Genomic DNA, 19,040 nt, shown 5'->3' on the forward strand with positions numbered 1-19,040 from the left:
CGATGCGCCTGCATGCAGACTAAAAGAGGCTAGACCCCAGTGGCATTGACGATTCTTGGCCTGTCCGGCGCCCTTAGCCATGATCCTTCCGCAGCCCTGTATATCGACGGCAAGCTGATTGCGGCCGCCGAAGAAGAGCGCTTCGTACGCGACAAACATGCAAAGAACCGCATGCCCTACGAGTCGGCGAAGTTCTGCCTGGAGCAGGCTGGCATCAAGCCTTCGGACGTTGACGTGGTGGCGATCCCGTTTGCCCCGATCAGCCTGTTCGGCGAGGCGCGCTGGCACTACGCCAAGCGTTACTGGTACGCCCCCGACCGCGCCCTCGACGCGATCCTGATGGGCAACCGTCGCTACAAGCGCTATCGCAACAAGATCGTCTGGTGCCTGGAGCAACTGGGCTTCGATCCTAAGAAAATCAAGATCGAACCGGTTGAACACCACCTGGCTCACGCCTCCAGCGCCTACCACTGCTCGGGCTTCCAGGAAAAAACCGCGATCCTGGGCATCGATGGCAAGGGCGAGTACGCCACCACCTTCTTCGGCTACGGCGAAAACGGCAAGATCCACAAGATCAAGGAATTCTACGATCCGGACTCCCTCGGCGGCCTGTACGGCGCAATCACCGAGTTCCTCGGTTTCGAGATGCTCGACGGTGAGTTCAAGGTCATGGGCATGGCGCCGTACGGCGATGCCAGCAAGTACGATTTCTCGCGCCTGGCCTCCTTTGAAAACGGCGAGCTGGTGATCAACACCGACTACGCCAATGTCATCGGCCTGCGCCGCTACAAAGAGAAGGGCAAGGGTTTCTACTTCTCGCCGAAACTGATCGAGTGGCTGGGGCCGAAACGCGAAGGCGACATCGCCGACGAGCCGTACATCCACTACGCGGCCAGCATGCAGGCGCTGTTCGAGAAACTGGCCTTGCAGATGATCGACCACTACCTGGGCGACATCCTCAAGGACACCGGCAAGCTGGCCTTCGCCGGCGGCTGTGCGCTGAACGTCAAGCTGAACCAGAAGATCATTGCCCGTGACGACGTCAAAGAGCTGTTCGTACAGCCGGCTTCCGGCGATGCCGGCACCGCCGTCGGTGCGGCGGCCTACGTGTCCCATGCTCGTGGTGTACCGGTCGAGAAGATGGAACACGTCTACCTCGGCCCGTCCTACAGCAACGAAGACGTGATTGCCGCGTGCGCCAAGCACGAGAGCAAGCCGAACTGGCGCAAGATCGAGAACATGCCTAAGCGCATTGCCAAGATCATGGTCGACGGCAATCCGGTAGCCTGGTTCCAGGGCCGCATGGAGTTTGGCCCGCGTGCCTTGGGCGGTCGTTCGATCATCGGTTGCCCAAGTGCAACCGGCGTGGCGGATCGCATCAACCACCAGATCAAGTTCCGCGAGCGCTGGAGGCCTTTCTGCCCGTCGATGCTCGACACCGTGGCCCCACAGATGATCAAGGTCGATCACCCGGCGCCGTTCATGACCTTCACCTTTGAAGTCGCCGAAGAGTGGAAGACCCGTGTACCGGAAGTGGTGCACGAAGACGGTACTTCCCGTGCCCAGGTGCTCAAGCGCGAATACAACCCGCGCTACTACGACATGATGAAAGAGCTGGAAGTGCTGACCGGTAACGGCGTGTCCCTGAACACCTCGCTCAACCGTCGTGGCGAAGCGATGATCTGCTCGCCGACCGACGCGCTGAACATGTTCTTCGGCTCGGACCTGCAGTACCTGATCATGGAAGACATCCTGGTGGTCAAGGACGGCGTGGACCCTTATGACGCCGTGGTTTAAATGCTGAACCGCTTCCAGGGCTGGCGTGAACGTGGCTGGTCGCCTGTCGAGGCCGAGGTTTACGCCCAGGCCTGGCAGCGTTACGGCGGCAGCGTGGCGACCCATCCCCAGGTGATCGAGCGGCTGGCCGGCCTGGCGCAGATACCCGTGCGCTACCTGGGCTGGGAGCAAGGTGGTGAGTTCAAGGGGGCGATCGCCACCTGGGGGCGCGACCTGGCGCTGTCCAAGGACGTGCTCAAGCGCAGCGGCAAGAAAGGCCTGTTTGACCTGGGCAACGCCGAGATCATCCTGCCGATTGCCGCCGATGCGCAGGTACCGTTACGGCACCGTGCGCGCTACCTCTCGGCGCTGAACGAGGGGCGCGTGAGCACCCTCAAGCCTCAGGCCGAGCAATTGGCCATGGCGCGTACGCCCGAAGACCTGTCGAAGAAGTTTCGCTATAACCAGCGGCGTGAACTGCGCCTGTTGGAAGAGGCGGGCGGCGTGGTACGGGCGGTCAGTGAGTTTTCCAGCGTAGAACTGGCGGCGATTTATTGCGACCTGTTCCAGCGTCGTTGGGGCTTCCCGGCGGCGGGCGCGGCGCGTCTGGCCGAGGTGCTGGAGTTGCTCAAGGAATTCCTGTTCGGCTCGGTGCTGTTTCTGAACGACGCGCCGATTGCAGTGCAATTGGTGTATCAGGTGCAGTCCAACGAGTGGTTCAGCGCCGAGTATGTCAACGGCGGCGTCGACCCTGAAACCCGTGCATTCAGCCCTGGCAGTGTGCTGAGTTTCCTCAATACCCAAAGTGCCTGGGAACAGGCGCGGGCGGCGAACAAGTCACTGCGCTTCTCCTTCGGGCGTTCCGACCGTGAATACAAGGAACGCTGGTGCAACCCGGTGCCGGTGTTCAGCGTATGAGCCGCAAACAGCAACTGCTCAAGCGCCATCGGCGTAACAAACGTATTGCGCTGCTGATCGGCGTGCTGGTGTTGGTCGCGACCGGCGTACTGGTTGCCTGGTGGTTGCCGGTGATCCTTGCGGTGCTGTTGTGGGCCGCCCATGAGGCCTGGTTTGCCGATCACCTGTTTTACTCGCCCAAAGACAGCTATGAGTACGCGTTCCCGGCCGGCAGCGAACAACCCGGCTTGCGCCTGGAGGCGGGCCGACTGTTGCTGGATGCGCCGTTGGCGGCGGAGGAAACCCTGATCGTCGGCATTGAGTTGAAAAGTACCTGGCTGGGGCGTTTCTTCGACCCTGCGGTAGACCTGTTGGGCCTGGCAAGCCCGGACCGGCAAACCTTCGAACGCGGCGTCGCTGGGCGGCGTTATCTGAACCTGACCGGCGCCGCCGAAGACTTGGCGGCGGGCAAGCTCCACTTGCGCGGGCGTTTTTGCCGGATCAAGGGGCAGCCGACGCTGTGGCGCTTTCGCCAGCCCGACTATCGCCAGCAACGTGTGATGGTGATCGCGCCCCATGCCGACGATGCCGAGCTGGCTGCGTTCAGCCTTTACAGCCAGGCGACTGAAAGCTGGATCGTCACGCTGACCGCCGGTGAAATCGAAGCCGAGCATTATCAGCACATGGGCCTGCCCAAGGCTGAAGCTGCGCGCCTCAAGGGCCGTTTGCGCGCCTGGGACAGCGTCGCCGTGCCCCGCTGGGCGGGCGTGCCCGAGGCGCAGTGCGTGCAATTGGGCTACTTTTGCATGCAGTTGCAAGCCATGCAGGTCGCGCCGGATCAGCCTCAAGCCTCGCGCGAAGCCGATTTGGCCGATACGCGGCTGTTTCGCCAGTTCAATGGTTTTGCCCTGCCTGGCGATGCTGATGGCGCGCCGACTTGGCACAACCTGATCGCCGATCTGCGGGCGCTGCTGCTCAAGGCGCGGCCCCAGGTCATCGTGTTGCCCACGCCGTTGCTGGACCCCCACGCCGACCATATCTGCGCCCATGCGGCAGTGCTGGAAGCCTTGCAGGGCCTGGCGTGGCAGCCCGACACATTGCTCGGCTACGCCAATCACCTGCATGATAACGACCGTTGGCCCATGGGCGATTCCGGCGCTGGCGTAGCATTGCCGCCGCGTTTCGATGGCGCTGTGGAGCTGGTGCCGTGCAGTTTCGCCCTCGCCTTGAGCCAGCAGCAGGACAAGGCCATGGCCCTGGGCATGATGCACGACCTGCAGCCGCCAGCGCCGTTCAAGCGTCGAGTGCGTAGGTGGTTGCAGCAACTGCTGGCGGGCCGTAGTCCATCGCCCTATGGCGAGAACGAATTCTTTCGCAAGGCCGTGCGCCGCCACGAGCTGTTGTGGGTCCTGAAGCAGGACTGAGAGCCGATTGAAGGCGGGCCGTTATGCGCCTGCCGCCCTTTTTACCGGGCTGCGTGCCCGTAGCCAGATCGCTGCATGGAGAGTTATGAAGCCTCGTTTCAAGGTTTTGCAGTTACAGCCGGACTACAACGTCAAGACCCATGACTTCGCGGACTTGGGTGAGCAAATCGTCAAATCCCTGCCGGCTGAGCGTTTCGAGGTGACCTCCGGATTTCTCAGTGGGCGCCCGCTGCCCGGCCAGCCCCTGAGCGTGGCCGAGCACTCCCACTATTTCGAGCTGCCGGAGAAGTCTCTCAAGGGTATTCGCTTTGGCGCCATGTGGCAGATCTACAAATACTGCCGTGAGCAGAAGTTCGACGTGGTCATCTGTAACCGGTTCAAGTCGGTGAACATGATGCTGTCGCTCAACCGCTGGTTGAAGATCCCGCTGTGCATCGGCATCTCCCACGGCTTTGGCGAGTACGCCCGTGGTTACCGTCGACGTCAGACCCAGCGCTGGGTCAGCCCGGCGTGGCGCTTTGTCGGTGTGTCCGAAGCGGTCAAGGACTACCTGGTAGACCTCAACTGCGGCTTCACCCGTGAGAACACCACCTACGTCACCAACGCGATCGACATTCCCCAGGCAGAGGCTTTGCAGTTGTCCCGTGAAGACGCACGCAAGGCCTTGGGCCTGCCCATGGATGCACGGATGATTGGTGCCCTGGGCCGCCTCGTGCCGATCAAGGGTCATACCCATCTGCTGCAAGCCTTCGCCACGCTCAAGGACAAATACCCTGAGGCGCAGGTGGGCATCATTGGTTCCGGCCGTGCCGAAGCCGACCTGCGCGCCGACATCGAGCGCCTGGGCCTGACCGGCCGTGCGCACTTGCTGGGTTTTCGCGAAGACGGCATGAAGTACGTGCGTGGCTTCGATATCTGGACCATGCCGTCGCTGTTCGAAGGTCTGGGCCTGGCCTTGCTGGAAGGCATGAGCGGCCATCTGCCGGTGATTGCCTCCAACGGCCCGGCGATGCTGCCGCTGGTGCAGGGCGCGGGCGGCTTGTCCCACGACCCGGGCAATGTCGAACAACTGGCTGCGGCCCTGGATACTTACCTGGCCTTGAGCGATGAACAATTGCGCGCCAAGGGGGAGGAGGTGTTCCGCTATCTGGAGGCCAACCACACCCTCGACGAGTTCAAGCACAAGTACCTGACCCTGATTGAAACCGGTTTGCGTGAAGTAGGTAGAGCATGAATCAGCCACAACCCCTGGTCTCGGTGATCATCGCTTCCTACAACCATGGCCAGTACATCGAGCAAAGTATTCTTAGTGTGCTGGGGCAGACCTACCCCAATATCGAGCTGTTGGTGGTCGACGACGGCTCCAAGGATGACAGCGTCGAACGCATCCAGCGCTTGCAGGCCGAGCACGGCTTTGATTTCCAGGTGCAGCAGAATCAAGGGCTCAGCGCCACCTTGAACGGTGCGATTGCTCGCGCCAAGGGCAGCCTGATCGCACCGTTCGGCTCGGATGACATCATGTTGCCGGACCGTATTGCCACCCAGGTGACGTATATGGACGGCAAGCCGAAGGTGGGCATGTGTGCTGGCAATATCGAGCTGATCGACGGGGATGGCAACCTGCACCCGGAGAAGAAACAGCGTCGCGACGTGCCGTTTCGCTGTCTGGATTTCGACGACCTGTTCCTGGACCGCAAACCGTTTCCACCGGCGCCGACCATGCTGATACGTCGCGAAGTGCTGGAGGAGGTCGGTGGTTTCGACCCACAGATTCCCCTGGAAGACTTGCTGATCCAACTGAAGATCACGGCGGCGGGCTATACCATCGACGCCCTTGACGTGGTGATGGCCAAGTATCGCCAGCACGCTAACAACACGTACAAGAACCACCGCTACATGATCCAGAACATCCTCAAGACCTACGCGAAGTTCAGCGAGCACCCGGCCTATGACGCGGTTCGCTACAACTTCCTGAACTCGATGTTCCTCAAGACCGCCGACCGCGACCGCCCGTTGGCGCGGGAGATTCTCAAGCAGATCCCTATGAAGTTCTGGGGGCGCAAGACCTTGCGGGGGCTGGTGCGGTTGTATCTGGCGCCGCTCAAGAAGAGCTGAACAGGCACCGCACCCTGTAGGAGCGAGCAAGCTCGCTCCTACAGGTGTTTACAGGCTTTGGACCTGCTCGCGGATTTTCGCAGTGGCGGTTGGGCTTGCCACCGAGGCGTAACCTTTGAGCAGTTGTTCGAAGTGCGTTTCGAACAGCCAGCTGCGGTCCTGCGGATAACGCTGCATGTGGCGCAGGTTACGTTGGCGCAAGGCGTGACGCAGTGAAGACGGGTAGATGCGCAGGTCAGCCACGTCGATCAGGGCAAACTCACCGTCGTCCATCAACAACACGTTACCCAGGTGTAGCGAGCGGAAGTACACGCCGCGCTCGTGCAGTTGCGCCATGAACCGGCCAAAGCGCTCCACCAGTGACTCGCGCAGACTGCTGTCCAGGCTTTGCAGCGCTTGGCGCAACGTCAGGCCGGGCAGTGGTGTGTAGGCCACGGCGCTGCTGGCATCGCTGAGGCGATAGAGCCCAAGGATGTGCGGCGTGGGAATGCCCAGGGTGCGCAGTTGCTCGCTGTTGCTGGCAAAGCGCTCGGAGTACGGGTTGAAACTGCCGGAGGTGTACCAGCGGCGTGGGCGGAACAGTTTGAGGAAACTGCCGTCCTCCAGGCGCAGGACTTTGGGCCCAAGGCCATCGGCTTCAATCACGTGGGCGTTGCTGCACAGCTGTTCAAACGCCGCGGGCTTGAGGTTCTGCACCTTCATGCGCAGCAGGCTGCGGTGGCGCTGGGCGAGGCTCAGGCCGGTGATAATTGCCAGGGGAATCCACAGCAGGAACCAGTGTTCCTTGGGGCGCGACAATATGCCGCCGCCTTCGGTCAGGCCTGCGCCGATGCCATAGGCCAGCAGGGACGATGCCAGGATGAACAGCGGCTGTGCACGTTGCTGCAGGCCTTTATACAAGCCCCAGCCGAGCATGAAGGCCCACGGGATGAAACCGATGATGCCGACGTAATAGAGCACGCCGAGTGCGAAGCTGTGGGGTTCGCGCAGTTGATAGCCTTCTGCCAGGGTCAGGTACAGCTCGGAGTCGTAGCTATGTCCGATCCAGGGGTGCTCGGCGATAAGCTGCAATGAAATACTCCACAGCTCGAGCCGAAATGAGGTGCCCCGCTCGGTGATCAATTCAGGGTAAAACAGTAGTAGCGCGATAGCTCCTAGGAACATCCCACTGAGTAGCAATGCCGCACGGCGGTTACGGCTGACAAAGCTCATCCAAAGTATGGCCAGCGTCAGCGCCACCAGCGGCGTGCGTGAGCCGGTCGCCAGCACCGCAGCGGTCATGATCGCCAGGGACGGTACGCTGAACCACAGCACGTTGAGACGCTGGGTGGTCATGCAGACGTATAGCCAGTACACCGTGAAAAAGCCAAACAGGTGCGAGCTGAGCAGCGGGTTGTCGAGGGCGCCCAGACCACCGATCATGCGCATGCCAGGTTGATAGCCCTTGGCGAACGCCACCAGATTACCCAGGCTCACCACCAGCGCAATCACCGCAGCGCTGAAGAAGATCGGTTTGAACAATTCGTTGCGGTAATGCAGCAACAGCCCGCAGCCACCAAACAGCATGAAGGTATTCAGCGGTCGCTTGAACAGGTCGGTATCGGAACTGGGCGCGGGGCTCCAGAGCAGACTGGTCAACGCCCAGGCGGAGAACGCCAGGAACGCGATCGCCAGGGGTTCGCGCAGCAGGTCCTTGAACTCCCGAGGACGCATGCACAACAGAAACAAGGTCGGTACGCTGAACAGGATGTAGACAATTCGGTGCAGTACATTGCGATTGCCGACAAAGAACAGTGCACTCAGGAGCAGCAACAAGCCAACAGGCAAAATCCATAGGACCAGGAAGTCGAAAACGCGATTTGAGCCATAGGTAAGGCGCTTGGAGTGCATACAGTAAAGCCATTCCAGAAAGAGAAAGCCGACCATCTTAAGCTAGTGGCTAAGTAATGTCGCCGGTAGGATCCAACCGGGCCGCGGCTTACGCCGGGTGCAAGTACAACAGAGAAGCTGTGCTAAAGTCAGCCTCCTTTTTCAAAACGCCGCGTGATATGACCGACTCCAGTCCGAGCGCAAGCCCTTCGAGCTTGAAAATATACTTCCGCCTGCTCAGTTACGTTAAGCCCTATATGGGCTTGTTCGCGTTGAGTATCCTTGGATTTCTGATTTTCGCGTCGACCCAACCGATGCTGGGTTACATCCTCAAGTACTTTGTCGACGGTCTTTCCAATCCGGAAGCTGTGCTGTTCCCGACCGTGCCCTTTTTGCGCGATCTGCAATTGCTGCAGGCGGTGCCGCTGCTGATCATCCTGATCGCGGCCTGGCAGGGCCTGGGTTCATTCCTGGGCAACTACCTGTTGGCCAAGGTCTCCCTGGGTTTGGTCCACGACCTGCGGGTGCAACTGTTCAACAACCTGCTGACGCTGCCCAACCGTTACTTCGATAACCACAACTCCGGGCACCTTATTTCCCGCATTACCTTCAACGTGACCATGGTCACGGGTGCCGCGACCGATGCCATCAAGGTGGTGATTCGCGAAGGCATGACGGTGATCTTCCTGTTCGCTTCCTTGCTGTACATGAACTGGCGCCTCACCTTGGTAATGATCGCGATCCTGCCGTTGATTGCCGTGATGGTCAGTACCGCCAGCAAGAAATTTCGCAAGCAGAGCAAGAAGATCCAGGTGGCCATGGGCGACGTGACCCACGTGGCCTCGGAGACCATCCAGGGCTACCGCGTGGTGCGCAGCTTCGGCGGCGAAGTCTACGAACAGAAGCGCTTTTTCAAGGCCAGCCAGAGCAACACCAACAAGCAACTGCGCATGACCCGCACCGGGGCGATCTACACCCCGGCGCTGCAATTGGTGATCTACTCCGCCATGGCCGTGCTGATGTTCCTGGTGCTGTACCTGCGTGGCGACGCCTCGGCGGGTGACATGGTGGCCTACATCACCCTGGCGGGCTTGCTGCCCAAGCCGATCCGCCAACTTTCGGAAGTCAGCTCGACCATCCAGAAAGGCGTGGCGGGCGCCGAAAGCATCTTCGAACAACTGGACGAGGACGTTGAGGTCGACCACGGCACTCTCGAACGCGACAAGGTCAGCGGTCGTCTGGAAGTGCGTCACCTGAACTTCACCTACCCTGGCACCGATCGCCATGTGCTCAAGGACATCAGCTTCACCGCCGAGCCTGGGCAGATGATTGCGCTGGTGGGGCGCTCGGGCAGTGGCAAGTCGACCCTGGCCAGCCTGATCCCGCGCTTCTACCACCATGAAAGCGGTGAAATTCTGCTCGATGGCATCGAGATCGAAGACTACAAGCTGCTCAACCTGCGCAAGCATATTGCCCAGGTCACCCAGCATGTGACCCTGTTCAGCGACACCGTGACCAACAACATTGCCTATGGCGACCTGGCCGGTGCGCCTCGTGCCGACGTTGAAGCGGCGGCGGCGGATGCCAATGCCAAGGACTTCATCGATCAGTTGCCCAAGGGCTTTGATACTCAGGTGGGTGAGAACGGTGTGCTGTTGTCGGGCGGCCAGCGCCAGCGCCTGGCGATTGCGCGCGCCTTGCTCAAGAATGCGCCGCTGCTGATTCTCGACGAGGCCACCTCCGCTCTCGACACCGAGTCCGAGCGGCATATTCAGGCGGCACTCGATAAGGTCATGCAAGGCCGCACGACTCTGGTGATCGCACACCGGCTGTCCACCATCGAGAAGGCTGACCTGATTCTGGTGATGGACGACGGGCGGATTGTCGAGCGTGGTACCCACGGCGAGTTGTTGGCGCAGAACGGCTATTACGCCCGCCTGCATGCCATGGGCCTGGATGCACCGGTGCAGGCTGATATCACCTGATCCACCCGGCATCACGGGGTAAATGAAATGTAGGAGCGAGCTTGCTCGCTCCTACAGAGAGCAAATCCCCTCCCACATTTGCCCTGCGGCGGTCGCAAGCCATCGCAAACCCTGTGCTAATATCGCGCCCCTGTTCATTTTGTATGTGGGTTGCTCCATGAAGTTGTCCATGCCGCGATTCAATCAAGCCGCTGTCTTGGTGGTCGGCGATGTCATGCTCGACCGTTACTGGCATGGTGGTACCTCACGGATTTCCCCTGAGGCTCCGGTACCGGTCGTCAAGGTCGAGCAAATCGAAGACCGCCCAGGTGGCGCTGCCAACGTCGCGCTCAATATTGCCGCCCTCGGCGCCCCGGCCTCCCTGGTGGGGGTGACCGGCGACGACGAAGCGGCCGAAAGCCTGGCCAACAGCCTGCAGGGCGCCGGCGTGCGTGCGTTGTTTCAGCGCATCGCCCATCAGCCGACCATCGTCAAGCTGCGGGTCATGAGCCGTCATCAGCAGTTGCTGCGTATCGATTTTGAAGAACCCTTCGCCACCGACGCCCTGGCCCTTGGCGACCAGGTCGAGGCACTGCTCGAAGGTATCAAGGTGCTGGTGTTGTCCGACTACGGCAAAGGCGCCTTGCAGAATCACCAGGTGTTGATCCAGGCCGCCAAGGCCCGCAACATTCCGGTGCTGGCCGATCCCAAGGGCAAGGACTTTTCGGTTTACCGAGGCGCCAGCCTGCTCACGCCCAACCTCAGTGAGTTCGAGACCATCGTCGGCGGTTGCGCTGATGAGCACGAACTGGTGAGCAAGGGCGCGGCGCTGATGGCCGATCTCGACTTGGGCGCCTTGCTGGTGACCCGTGGCGAGCACGGCATGACCCTGCTGCGTCCGGGCCATCCGGCGATGCACCTGCCAGCGCGTGCCCGTGAAGTGTTCGACGTCACCGGCGCCGGTGATACCGTGATTTCTACCCTGGCAGCCTCCATTGCTGCCGGTGAAGAATTGCCCCACGCCGTGGCCCTGGCCAACCTGGCGGCGGGCATTGTGGTGGGCAAGCTGGGTACCGCCGCCATCAGCGCACCGGAGTTGCGCCGTGCGATTCAGCGCTCGGAAGGCTCGGAGCGCGGTGTGCTAGGCCTGGAGCAATTGCTGCTGGCGATTGACGATGCCCGGGCTCACAACGAAAGCATTGTGTTCACCAACGGTTGCTTTGACATCCTGCACGCCGGGCATGTGACGTACCTGGAGCAGGCGAGTGCCCAAGGCGACCGTTTGATCGTCGCGGTCAACGATGACGCGTCGGTCAGCCGCTTGAAAGGCCCTGGCCGCCCGATCAACAGTGTTGACCGGCGCATGGCGGTACTCGCGGGCCTGGGTGCGGTGGACTGGGTGATCAGCTTCTCTGAAGGCACGCCGGAAAATCTGTTGGCCCAGGTCAAGCCCGACGTGCTGGTCAAGGGCGGTGACTACAGCGTCGACCAAGTGGTCGGTGCGGACATCGTCAGTGCCTACGGTGGCACGGTCAAAGTGCTGGGGTTGGTTGAAAACAGCTCCACCACCGCGATTGTCGAGAAGATCCGCAACAACGAGTGATACCCCGTGGGGCGAGCCTGCTCGCCCCTAGCTTTTCTTCGGCACGATCTTGCGCAGCATCTGCCGCGCCTTGCCGGTCAAGCGCTTGAGCTTGGAGTCTTTTTCCGGCTCTGCCAGGCCCTGCTGCCTGAGCCAGTCCTTCCAGCGAATGCGCTCATCGCGCACCAGCCAGCCTTCTTGCTGGGCAAAACTTTCCGCCAGATACAGGCCGCGCGTGCTGGCCGGGTACAGCTGATCCTTCTTGACGGTATACAACTCTGCAAGCGGCTCGCCGTCTTTGAGCGGCATCAAGTACAGGTCCGGACGCTGACGATCCAGGCGTGCCACCAGTTGGTCGCCCTCCAAACGCTCATCCACATGAAACAAACTGAGGGACTTGGCCTCCTTCGGCACTTCCAGGCGCAGGTCATAAATCAATTGCAGCGAGGCGGTCGGCAGGTGCACGTAGGCCCGTGGGCGCTCGATCAGTTGCATGGTGGCGCAGCGTACCGGGCGTGCGGCGCCGGACAAGGGGCTGAGCCGAAACGGTAGGGCTTCGCGGTAATGCAGGGCGGCGGAGTAGGGCGCCGGCAGCCAGGTGTCGTTGAAGCGCCCGCCGAGCCAGCCTTCGGGTGTTTCGAGCAGGCACTCTTCGGCAATTTCCTGGATGGCGGTGTGCAGCGGCAGGTTCAGTTCATGGGCCGGGACGTAGCCGGAGATCAGCTTGAGCACCACGTCGCCACGGTCCTGGCGGCGTTGGCGCACCAGCACCCAGTAGTCCTTGTTTTGCCAGTGCAGGGTCAGGCGTACCGAGACGCCGAGGTTCGCCAGTTCCAGGGCGAAGCGTTCGGCATCTGGTACCTCGACCGGCTTGCGCCGTTGCAGGGTCTGGGCGAAGTTGAGCGGCATGCCGACGCTCTGGTAGCTCAGGCCTTCGGGGGTGGCTTCGACGTGCAGCGGCAGTGTCTTGAAGTTGCTGGGGTTCTTTCTTATGAGCGTACGCGGCATGTCGGCTCCTTCTTGCGACGGGGTCGGCCGCGTGGGCGGCATCAGAGTTGACGAATGACCCGGGCAGCAGTTGCTACGTTATGGGCCAGGTGCAGCGGATTAATGGTCCCGACAATAGCACTGGCGACGCCCGTTTGCGCGAACAACAAGGTGAAACTGGCCTGAATTGGATCCATTCCCGGTTCCAGGCATACGTGGCCGCTGGCCAGCGCCTTTTTCACCAGGATGCCCTTGCCGTGGGCGGCCGCATAGTCGATCACGGCCTTCTCAGCCTGTTCGTTGAGGTTGTAGGTGACCATCGCGCAGTCGCTCTGTTCCAGCGCTTTCACGCCGCCCTCGACGGTTTTGCCGGAGAAGCCGAAACCGCGAATCTTGCCGTCTTTCTTCAACTGCGCCAGGGTCTGGTAAACCTCGCAATCGTTGAGGATATGCAAGTCGTTGCCGTCGGAGTGCACCAGCACCAGGTCGATAAAATCCGTTTCAAGTCGTTTCAGACTGCGTTCGATCGACATCCGCGTATGGGCCGCGCTGAAATCGTGATGGGACACGCCATTGGCAAACTCTTCGCCAACCTTGCTGACGATGACCCAGTCCTTGCGCTGGTCACGCAGCAGCGGCCCCAGGCGCTCTTCGCTCATGCCATAGGCCGGTGCGGTGTCGATCAGGTTGATGCCCAGTTCGCGGGCCTGGCGCAACAGCATGCGGGCCTCGTCGTCGCCAGGGATCTGAAAGCCGTTGGGGTATTTCACCCCTTGGTCGCGGCCCAACTTGACGGTGCCCAGGCCCAGGGGCGACACCAGCAGGCCGGTGCTGCCCAGGGGGCGATGCAGGTCGTGCAGGGTTGGCAGGCTCATGGCAACAGTTGCTCCCAGACGGGTTGGCCGATTGCCGGTGCTGGCAGCTCGGGCAGCGGGGTATTGGCGCCTGGGCGGATGCCGTCGCGCTCCAGAGCGTGGAGTACGCGGTCGGCGAAGTCCGGCGCCAGGGCCAGTTTGGTGGGCCAGCCGACCAGCAGGCGGCCGTCTTCGGCAAGGAACGCGTTATCGGGACGGCTCAGCCCCGATTGCAGCGGCTCGGCGCGATCCACCCGCAGGGTGGCCCACTGGGTCTGGCTCATGTCGATCCAGGGCAGCAGTTGCGCCAGCTCTTTCTGCGCGGTGGCGATCTGTTCTTGCGGCGTACGCGCCACGCCGTCAGCCTCGGCGATATCACCGCCCATGTACCACACCCAGTTGCCATCCGCGGCCGGGTGGGTGGTCACGGTGAGGCGCGGCTTGGTGCCGCCGCCCAGGCAGTGGGCGTACAGCGGCTTGAGGCCGGGGCCTTTGGCGATGATCATGTGCAGCGGGCGTTTTTGCATGGCCGGCTGGCTATGGCCCAGGGCGGCGAGCAAGTCTGCCGTGCCGCCGCCAGCGCTCAGGACTATGCGCTGGGCGCGGATCTCACGGCCATCGACCTTCAAGCCCACCAGGGTGTCACCCTCCAGCAACGGTTCGATGTGCACACCTGCGAGCAGGCTGTCACCAGCCAGTTGCGCCAAGCGATTGATCAGGCTGGGCACGTCCACCACCAGCTCGGCCAGGCGGTAGACCTTGCCTTTGAAGCGACGGTCTTGCAGCGCCAGGGGCAGTTCGTCGCCCTTGACCTGATCGACGCGGCCACGCACGGCCTTGCTGGCGAAAAAGCTGGTGAGGTTGCCGGCAATCGTCCCGGGCGACCACAAGTAATGTGCCTGGGACAGCACGCGCACACCGGACAGGTCCAGCTCGCCGTTGCCGGCCAGGGCTTCACGCCAGCGGCGCGGCATATCGGCAATGGCTTCGGAGGCGCCGGTGAGGGCGCCATGCAGGGCGTATTTCGCACCGCCGTGGATGATGCCCTGGGACTTCAGGCTTTGCCCGCCGCCCAGGGTGGCGCTTTCCACCAGTACCGTGGAAAACCCCTGGCCGCGCAGGCGCGCATTGAGCCAGAGGCCGGCAACCCCGGCGCCGACAATCAGAACGTCGGTGGAAATAACGGATGGCATCGGCGACCTCAGTGTTCAAGACAAGAGGCGCAGTATACAGGCTGTTGAGTGGCGGTCAGTGTCCGGCGGTTTTCGAGAACAGCTGAATCACCACCACGCCCAGCACAATCAGGCCCATCCCCAGCATCGCCGGCACATCCAACTTCTGCCCGTAGATGAACAGCGCCGCGATGCTGACCATGACGATGCCCATCCCTGCCCATACCGCGTATGCCACGCCGACCGGCACGGTGCGCACCACCAGAGTCAGCATCCAGAACGCCACGCCGTAACCGACGATCACCAGCAACAACGGAATAGGGGTGCTCCAGCCTTTGATGGCTTTCATGGAAACGGTGGCGATCACTTCCGAGCAGATGGCGATGGCCAAGTAGTAGTAGGCGGCATTCATGGGGCAATCCTCGAGGTGATGCGCATTTGATAAGGTCGGCATTCTAGAGGTTCGCCAGATGGGGTAAAGTCATTACCTATCTGGAATTGAGATGGGTTGAGCCATGAGCGTGCAATGGGATCTGGAGCAGATGCGCCTGTTTGTCAGCGTCGCCGAGCAGCGCTCGTTTTCTGCCGTGGCGCGTGGGCAGCGCAAGGCGCAATCGGCGGTCAGCAGTGGCATTGCCCTGCTGGAGGCTGACTTGGGCGTTGTCCTGTTCGAACGTAGCAGCGGCCGGCAACCGCGCCTGACCGAGGCCGGCAGTGTGTTGTTGGAGGAAGCGCGTGAGGTGCTGCGCCAGTGTGAGCGCCTCACGGGCCGGGCGTTGTCGTTGACCCGCGGCGAGGAAGCCTGCCTGCGCCTGGCTCAGGATGAGGCGATGTTGTTCCAGCCTGTGCTCGACAGCCTGGAGGCGCTGGCCGTGCACTACCCGCTGCTGGAGGTGCAGTTGTCCAGCGCGGCCCAGGGCGATGTGGCGCGCAAGCTGGTGGAGCGCAAGGCGGACCTGGGGCTGTTGTTCTATCACGACCAGATTCCCGAAGCCCTGGAGCGAAGGGTGGTGGGCAGCGTGGAAATGGTCACGGTGTGCGGAGTCAATCACCCGTTGGCCAAGGAGCAGTACGTGACGTGCCAACACCTGGCCCAGTTTCGGCAGTTGCTGATGTCGACCCAGACCAGCGTCTACCCCGGCAGCGAGGCGGCCAGTCCCCTGGTGTGGCGCGCCGACAGCTTCTACGTATTGGCCGAATGGCTGATGAGTGGCCTGGGCTGGGCCTGGCTGCCTCGGCATATCGTGCAATACCCGACCTACCAGCAACAGATGGTCGAATTGGCCAGCGAATGGACCCCGCCCGCCCTGGTGGTGGAACTGGTGTGGCGCCGCGACGAGCACCTTGGGCCCGCCGCGCGCTTCTTGGCCAAACGTTTTGCCGAGTGCTTGCAGGCGATCGACTGAAAAAGCCGATAAACTCCGCCGCCATGAATAGAACTCTCTACAGCTGTCTGTTTTACCTGGCGCTGCCGTTGGTGGCTTTACGCTTGTGGTTGCGTGCGCGCAAAGCGCCGGCCTATGCCAAGCGGGTGGGCGAGCGGTTTTCCTATGGCTTGCCGATGATGCGGCCCGGCGGGATCTGGGTGCACGCGGTGTCGGTCGGCGAAAGCATTGCCGCCGCCCCGATGGTTCGCGGCTTGTTGGAGCGTTATCCACAGCTGCCGATTACCGTCACCTGCATGACGCCCACCGGTTCCGAGCGGATCCAGGCGTTGTTCGCCAACGAACCCCGCATCCAGCACTGCTATTTGCCGTACGACTTACCGTGCGCCGCCAAGCGTTTTCTCGACCGCGTGCAGCCTACGCTGGCGGTGATCATGGAAACCGAGCTGTGGCCCAACCATATCCACGCCTGTGCCCAGCGCGGTATCCCGGTGGCGCTGGCCAATGCGCGGTTGTCGGCGCGCTCGGCCAAGGGGTACGCGCGATTTGCCAAGCTGACGGCGCCGATGCTGGCAGAAATGAGCCTGTTCGCCGTACAGACCGAGACCGAGGCCGAACGCTTGCGCAGCCTGGGTGCACGTCCTGAAACCGTGGAAGTGACCGGCTCGATCAAGTTCGACCTGAGCATCGACCCCCAGTTGACGGCCCGCGCCGCTGCCCTGCGTGAACAATGGGGCGCCAGCGAGCGTCCGGTCTGGATCGCCGCCAGTACCCACGAAGGTGAAGACGACGTGGTGCTGGCCGCTCATCGCCAGTTGCTGGCGAACTATCCCAATGCACTGCTGATTCTGGTGCCCCGTCATCAGGAGCGCTTTGGCCCTACGTTTGAGCGCTGCGTGCAGCAAGGGTTTGCCACCGTGCGTCGCTCCAGCGGCGAGCCGGTTACCGAGCACACCTCGGTGCTGCTCGGCGACACCATGGGCGAATTGCTGTTTCTTTACGCCCTGGCCGACAGCGCATTCGTCGGCGGCAGCCTGGTGCCGACCGGCGGGCACAACCCGCTGGAACCGGCGGCGCTGGGTAAACCGGTGATCATGGGCCCGCATGTCTTCAACTTCCTCGACATCACCGCGATGATGCGCGACGCCGGGGCGTTGCGAGAGGTGGACGATGCCGATGGGCTGGCCGAAGCGGTGCGACAGTTGTTTGAGTTGCCCCAGGACGCACGCAAGATGGCGCAGGCGGGGCTCAAGGTGATGCAGGCCAATCAGGGCGCGCTCAAGCGTTTACTGGACGGTTTGGACAAACTGATCAAACACTGACAACACCAACCCAATGTGGGAGCTGGCTTGCCTGCGATAGCATCACCTCGGTGTACCTGATGTACCGAGGTGTCTGCATCGCAGGCAAGCCAGCTCCCACATTTTAATAGCCGGGGCGGGCCTTGAGCTGTTCGGCAGCGGCTTTGGCCAGGTCCGGCGGCAGGAAGTCTTTGTCCGGGTTGTAGTCAGCCTTGAGATAGCGCGCCAGATCCTGCAAATCCCCCGGGTTGAGCGTGCCGGCCGCCTGCTTCAAGCGCAGGTTGTCGAGGATGTAATCGTAGCGGCTGTTGTTGTAGTTGCGCACCGACGCGTACAGCTGGCGCTGTGAGTCCAGCACGTCGACGATGTTGCGCGTGCCCACCTGATAGCCGATTTCCGTGGCTTCCACTGCGCTCTGGTTGGAGATGATCGACTGGCGGCGCGCTTGCACCTGCTCCACATCGGTGTTGACTGCACGGTGCAGATTGCGGGTGTTTTCCACCACTTGGCGGCGCAGGCCTTCACGTTGTTGCTCGGTCTGGTCGAGGCGCGAATAGGATTCGCGCACTTGCGAGCTGGTAAGGCCGCCGCTATAGATCGGGATGTTCAAGCGCAGGCCGACGGTGCGTTGCGACACATCGCCACCGTACGGGATGGGCAACTGATTCGGGTTGCTGAAACCCAGGGCGTCGTTGTCGCCTTTTTCGTATTGCGCAACCGCATCGAGGGTCGGCAAGTGGCCGGCCTTGCGCTGCCGAAGGGTTTCTTCGGCGGCGGTTACCGCGTAATTGCTGGCGAGCAGGTTGAGATTCTGGCGCCCGGCGGTTTCGACCCAGGCCTTGGCGTCGTTCGGCGCCGGCGGCAGCACCGGCAGCGTATGAACGATGCCCTGGATCGAATTGTATTGGCGGTTGGTCAGGGTGATCAGCGCTTCGAAAGCGTCGTCCACCTGGCGCTGGGCCAGGATGCGGTTGGCCCGGGCAGTGTCGTAGCTGGCCTGGGATTGCAGCACATCGGTCTTGTCCGACAGGCCCACATCGAAGCGTTCGTTGGACTGGTCGAGCTGGCGCTTGAAGGCATTTTCTTCGGCTTTGGTCGACGCCAGGTTGTCCTGGGCGCGCAGCACGGCGAAGTAGCTCTCGGCACTTTGCAAAATCAGGTTCTGCTCGGAGGCCGACAGTTGCAGCGAGGCTTGCTCGTTGACCGCTTGGGCGGCTTGCAGCTGGAACCAGCGGTCGGCGCGAAACAGCGGCTGGCTCAGGGTGGCGCGCCAGGAGTGGGCGTCACGGTTGGCCGTGGCGGCCGGTTGATCGATCTGGGTGCGCACGTTATTGCTGTCGGCACCGGCCGACAGATTCGGCAGCAAACCTGCGCGGGCCTGGGGCACCACTTCTTTTTGCGCGCCGTACTGCGCACGGGCCGCGGCCAGGTCGGCGTTGTTGTGCGCCGCTTCCTGATAGACGCTGACCAGGTCGGTATTGGCGGACAAGGGCGCTTCAGCTGCCCAGACCAGTCCGTTGGTCGCACAAGACACGGCAACAGCCAGTGAGAGTTTGCGCAGCATGAGGCGATCCCTAATTTTAATATTACGACTATAATTTAGCGCTCAAGGCTAAGGCTGGCCATTCCTGGCGTCAAGCCTTGAAGCAGTGCCCGAGTGTAGTGGCCGGACCTGCGCACAACAATCCCACGATCGCGCCATTCATCACGCTGA

Annotated in this window: 15 protein-coding genes; 9 read left to right on the forward strand and 6 right to left on the reverse strand. The window is 61.9% G+C overall.

Annotation, left to right across the window (positions count from 1 at the left end; translation table 11 throughout):
• Window positions 1-39 precede the first annotated feature (39 nt).
• The 5 genes from RHM69_RS23565 to RHM69_RS23585 all read left to right on the forward strand — a co-directional run bounded on the left by RHM69_RS23565 (window position 40) and on the right by RHM69_RS23585 (window position 6,212).
• Window positions 40-1,797, forward strand: a complete 1,758-nt coding sequence (locus tag RHM69_RS23565; protein WP_014716634.1) for a carbamoyltransferase — start codon at window positions 40-42, stop codon at window positions 1,795-1,797.
• Window positions 1,798-2,694 carry a GNAT family N-acetyltransferase gene (locus RHM69_RS23570; RefSeq protein WP_200599115.1) on the forward strand — a complete coding sequence of 299 codons (897 nt, stop codon included), beginning with the start codon at window positions 1,798-1,800 and terminating at the stop codon, window positions 2,692-2,694. It begins immediately after the preceding gene.
• Window positions 2,691-4,097: a PIG-L family deacetylase gene (locus tag RHM69_RS23575; protein WP_019818310.1), complete on the forward strand. Its 1,407-nt coding sequence runs from the start codon at window positions 2,691-2,693 to the stop codon at window positions 4,095-4,097. The genes RHM69_RS23570 and RHM69_RS23575 overlap by 4 nt, the downstream gene beginning before the upstream one ends.
• Window positions 4,098-4,182: 85 nt before the next feature.
• Window positions 4,183-5,331 (forward strand): glycosyltransferase family 4 protein, encoded by a 1,149-nt coding sequence (locus tag RHM69_RS23580; protein ID WP_014716637.1) that lies wholly within the window; start codon window positions 4,183-4,185, stop codon window positions 5,329-5,331.
• Window positions 5,328-6,212 (forward strand): glycosyltransferase, encoded by an 885-nt coding sequence (locus RHM69_RS23585; RefSeq protein ID WP_014716638.1) that lies wholly within the window; start codon window positions 5,328-5,330, stop codon window positions 6,210-6,212. The genes RHM69_RS23580 and RHM69_RS23585 overlap by 4 nt, the downstream gene beginning before the upstream one ends.
• 48 nt (window positions 6,213-6,260) lie before the next feature.
• Here the strand turns inward: RHM69_RS23585 and RHM69_RS23590 are convergent, their stop codons facing one another.
• Window positions 6,261-8,102, reverse strand: a complete 1,842-nt coding sequence (locus RHM69_RS23590) for a bifunctional O-antigen ligase/aminoglycoside phosphotransferase family protein (RefSeq protein WP_014716639.1) — start codon at window positions 8,100-8,102, stop codon at window positions 6,261-6,263.
• Window positions 8,103-8,260: 158 nt separating this feature from the next.
• Between RHM69_RS23590 and msbA the strand changes: the two genes are divergently transcribed.
• The gene (msbA, locus tag RHM69_RS23595) at window positions 8,261-10,066 is read left to right on the forward strand and encodes a lipid A export permease/ATP-binding protein MsbA (RefSeq protein ID WP_014716640.1); all 1,806 of its coding nucleotides are present in this window, start codon (window positions 8,261-8,263) and stop codon (window positions 10,064-10,066) included.
• A 157-nt stretch (window positions 10,067-10,223) separates the two neighbouring features.
• On the forward strand, window positions 10,224-11,648 hold the full coding sequence (gene hldE / locus RHM69_RS23600; protein ID WP_038448616.1) for a bifunctional D-glycero-beta-D-manno-heptose-7-phosphate kinase/D-glycero-beta-D-manno-heptose 1-phosphate adenylyltransferase HldE: 1,425 nt from the start codon (window positions 10,224-10,226) through the stop codon (window positions 11,646-11,648).
• Window positions 11,649-11,675: 27 nt separating this feature from the next.
• Here the strand turns inward: hldE and RHM69_RS23605 are convergent, their stop codons facing one another.
• Genes RHM69_RS23605 through RHM69_RS23620 form a run of 4 tightly spaced genes read right to left on the reverse strand, consistent with a single transcriptional unit; the run spans window position 11,676 to window position 15,052 of the window.
• Window positions 11,676-12,635: a hypothetical protein gene (locus tag RHM69_RS23605; RefSeq protein ID WP_003188010.1), complete on the reverse strand. Its 960-nt coding sequence runs from the start codon at window positions 12,633-12,635 to the stop codon at window positions 11,676-11,678.
• Between the two features lie 41 nt (window positions 12,636-12,676).
• Window positions 12,677-13,489: an aldo/keto reductase gene (locus RHM69_RS23610; protein WP_200599116.1), complete on the reverse strand. Its 813-nt coding sequence runs from the start codon at window positions 13,487-13,489 to the stop codon at window positions 12,677-12,679.
• Window positions 13,486-14,661, reverse strand: coding sequence for an NAD(P)/FAD-dependent oxidoreductase (locus RHM69_RS23615; RefSeq protein WP_200599117.1), 1,176 nt, complete (start codon window positions 14,659-14,661; stop codon window positions 13,486-13,488). Before RHM69_RS23615 ends, RHM69_RS23610 begins: the two co-directional genes overlap by 4 nt.
• 55 nt (window positions 14,662-14,716) lie before the next feature.
• Window positions 14,717-15,052, reverse strand: coding sequence for a DMT family transporter (locus RHM69_RS23620; protein WP_003188013.1), 336 nt, complete (start codon window positions 15,050-15,052; stop codon window positions 14,717-14,719).
• Between the two features lie 103 nt (window positions 15,053-15,155).
• Here RHM69_RS23620 and RHM69_RS23625 point away from each other — a divergent pair, with 103 nt between their 5' ends.
• Together RHM69_RS23625 and waaA are read left to right on the forward strand one after the other, a co-directional pair.
• Complete coding sequence (locus tag RHM69_RS23625; RefSeq protein ID WP_014716644.1) at window positions 15,156-16,046, forward strand: LysR family transcriptional regulator; 891 nt, start codon at window positions 15,156-15,158, stop codon at window positions 16,044-16,046.
• 23 nt (window positions 16,047-16,069) lie between these two features.
• The gene (gene waaA, locus RHM69_RS23630; protein ID WP_122300604.1) at window positions 16,070-17,347 is read left to right on the forward strand and encodes a lipid IV(A) 3-deoxy-D-manno-octulosonic acid transferase; all 1,278 of its coding nucleotides are present in this window, start codon (window positions 16,070-16,072) and stop codon (window positions 17,345-17,347) included.
• Between the two features lie 103 nt (window positions 17,348-17,450).
• On the opposite strand, the gene RHM69_RS23635 is transcribed toward waaA, so the two are convergent.
• A complete protein-coding gene (locus RHM69_RS23635) occupies window positions 17,451-18,890 on the reverse strand; it encodes a TolC family outer membrane protein (RefSeq protein ID WP_014716646.1) in 1,440 nt (479 codons plus the stop codon).
• Window positions 18,891-19,040 lie beyond the last annotated feature (150 nt).

The organism is Pseudomonas sp. CCI1.1, from assembly GCF_034348165.1.
GTDB lineage: Bacteria > Pseudomonadota > Gammaproteobacteria > Pseudomonadales > Pseudomonadaceae > Aquipseudomonas > Aquipseudomonas paracarnis.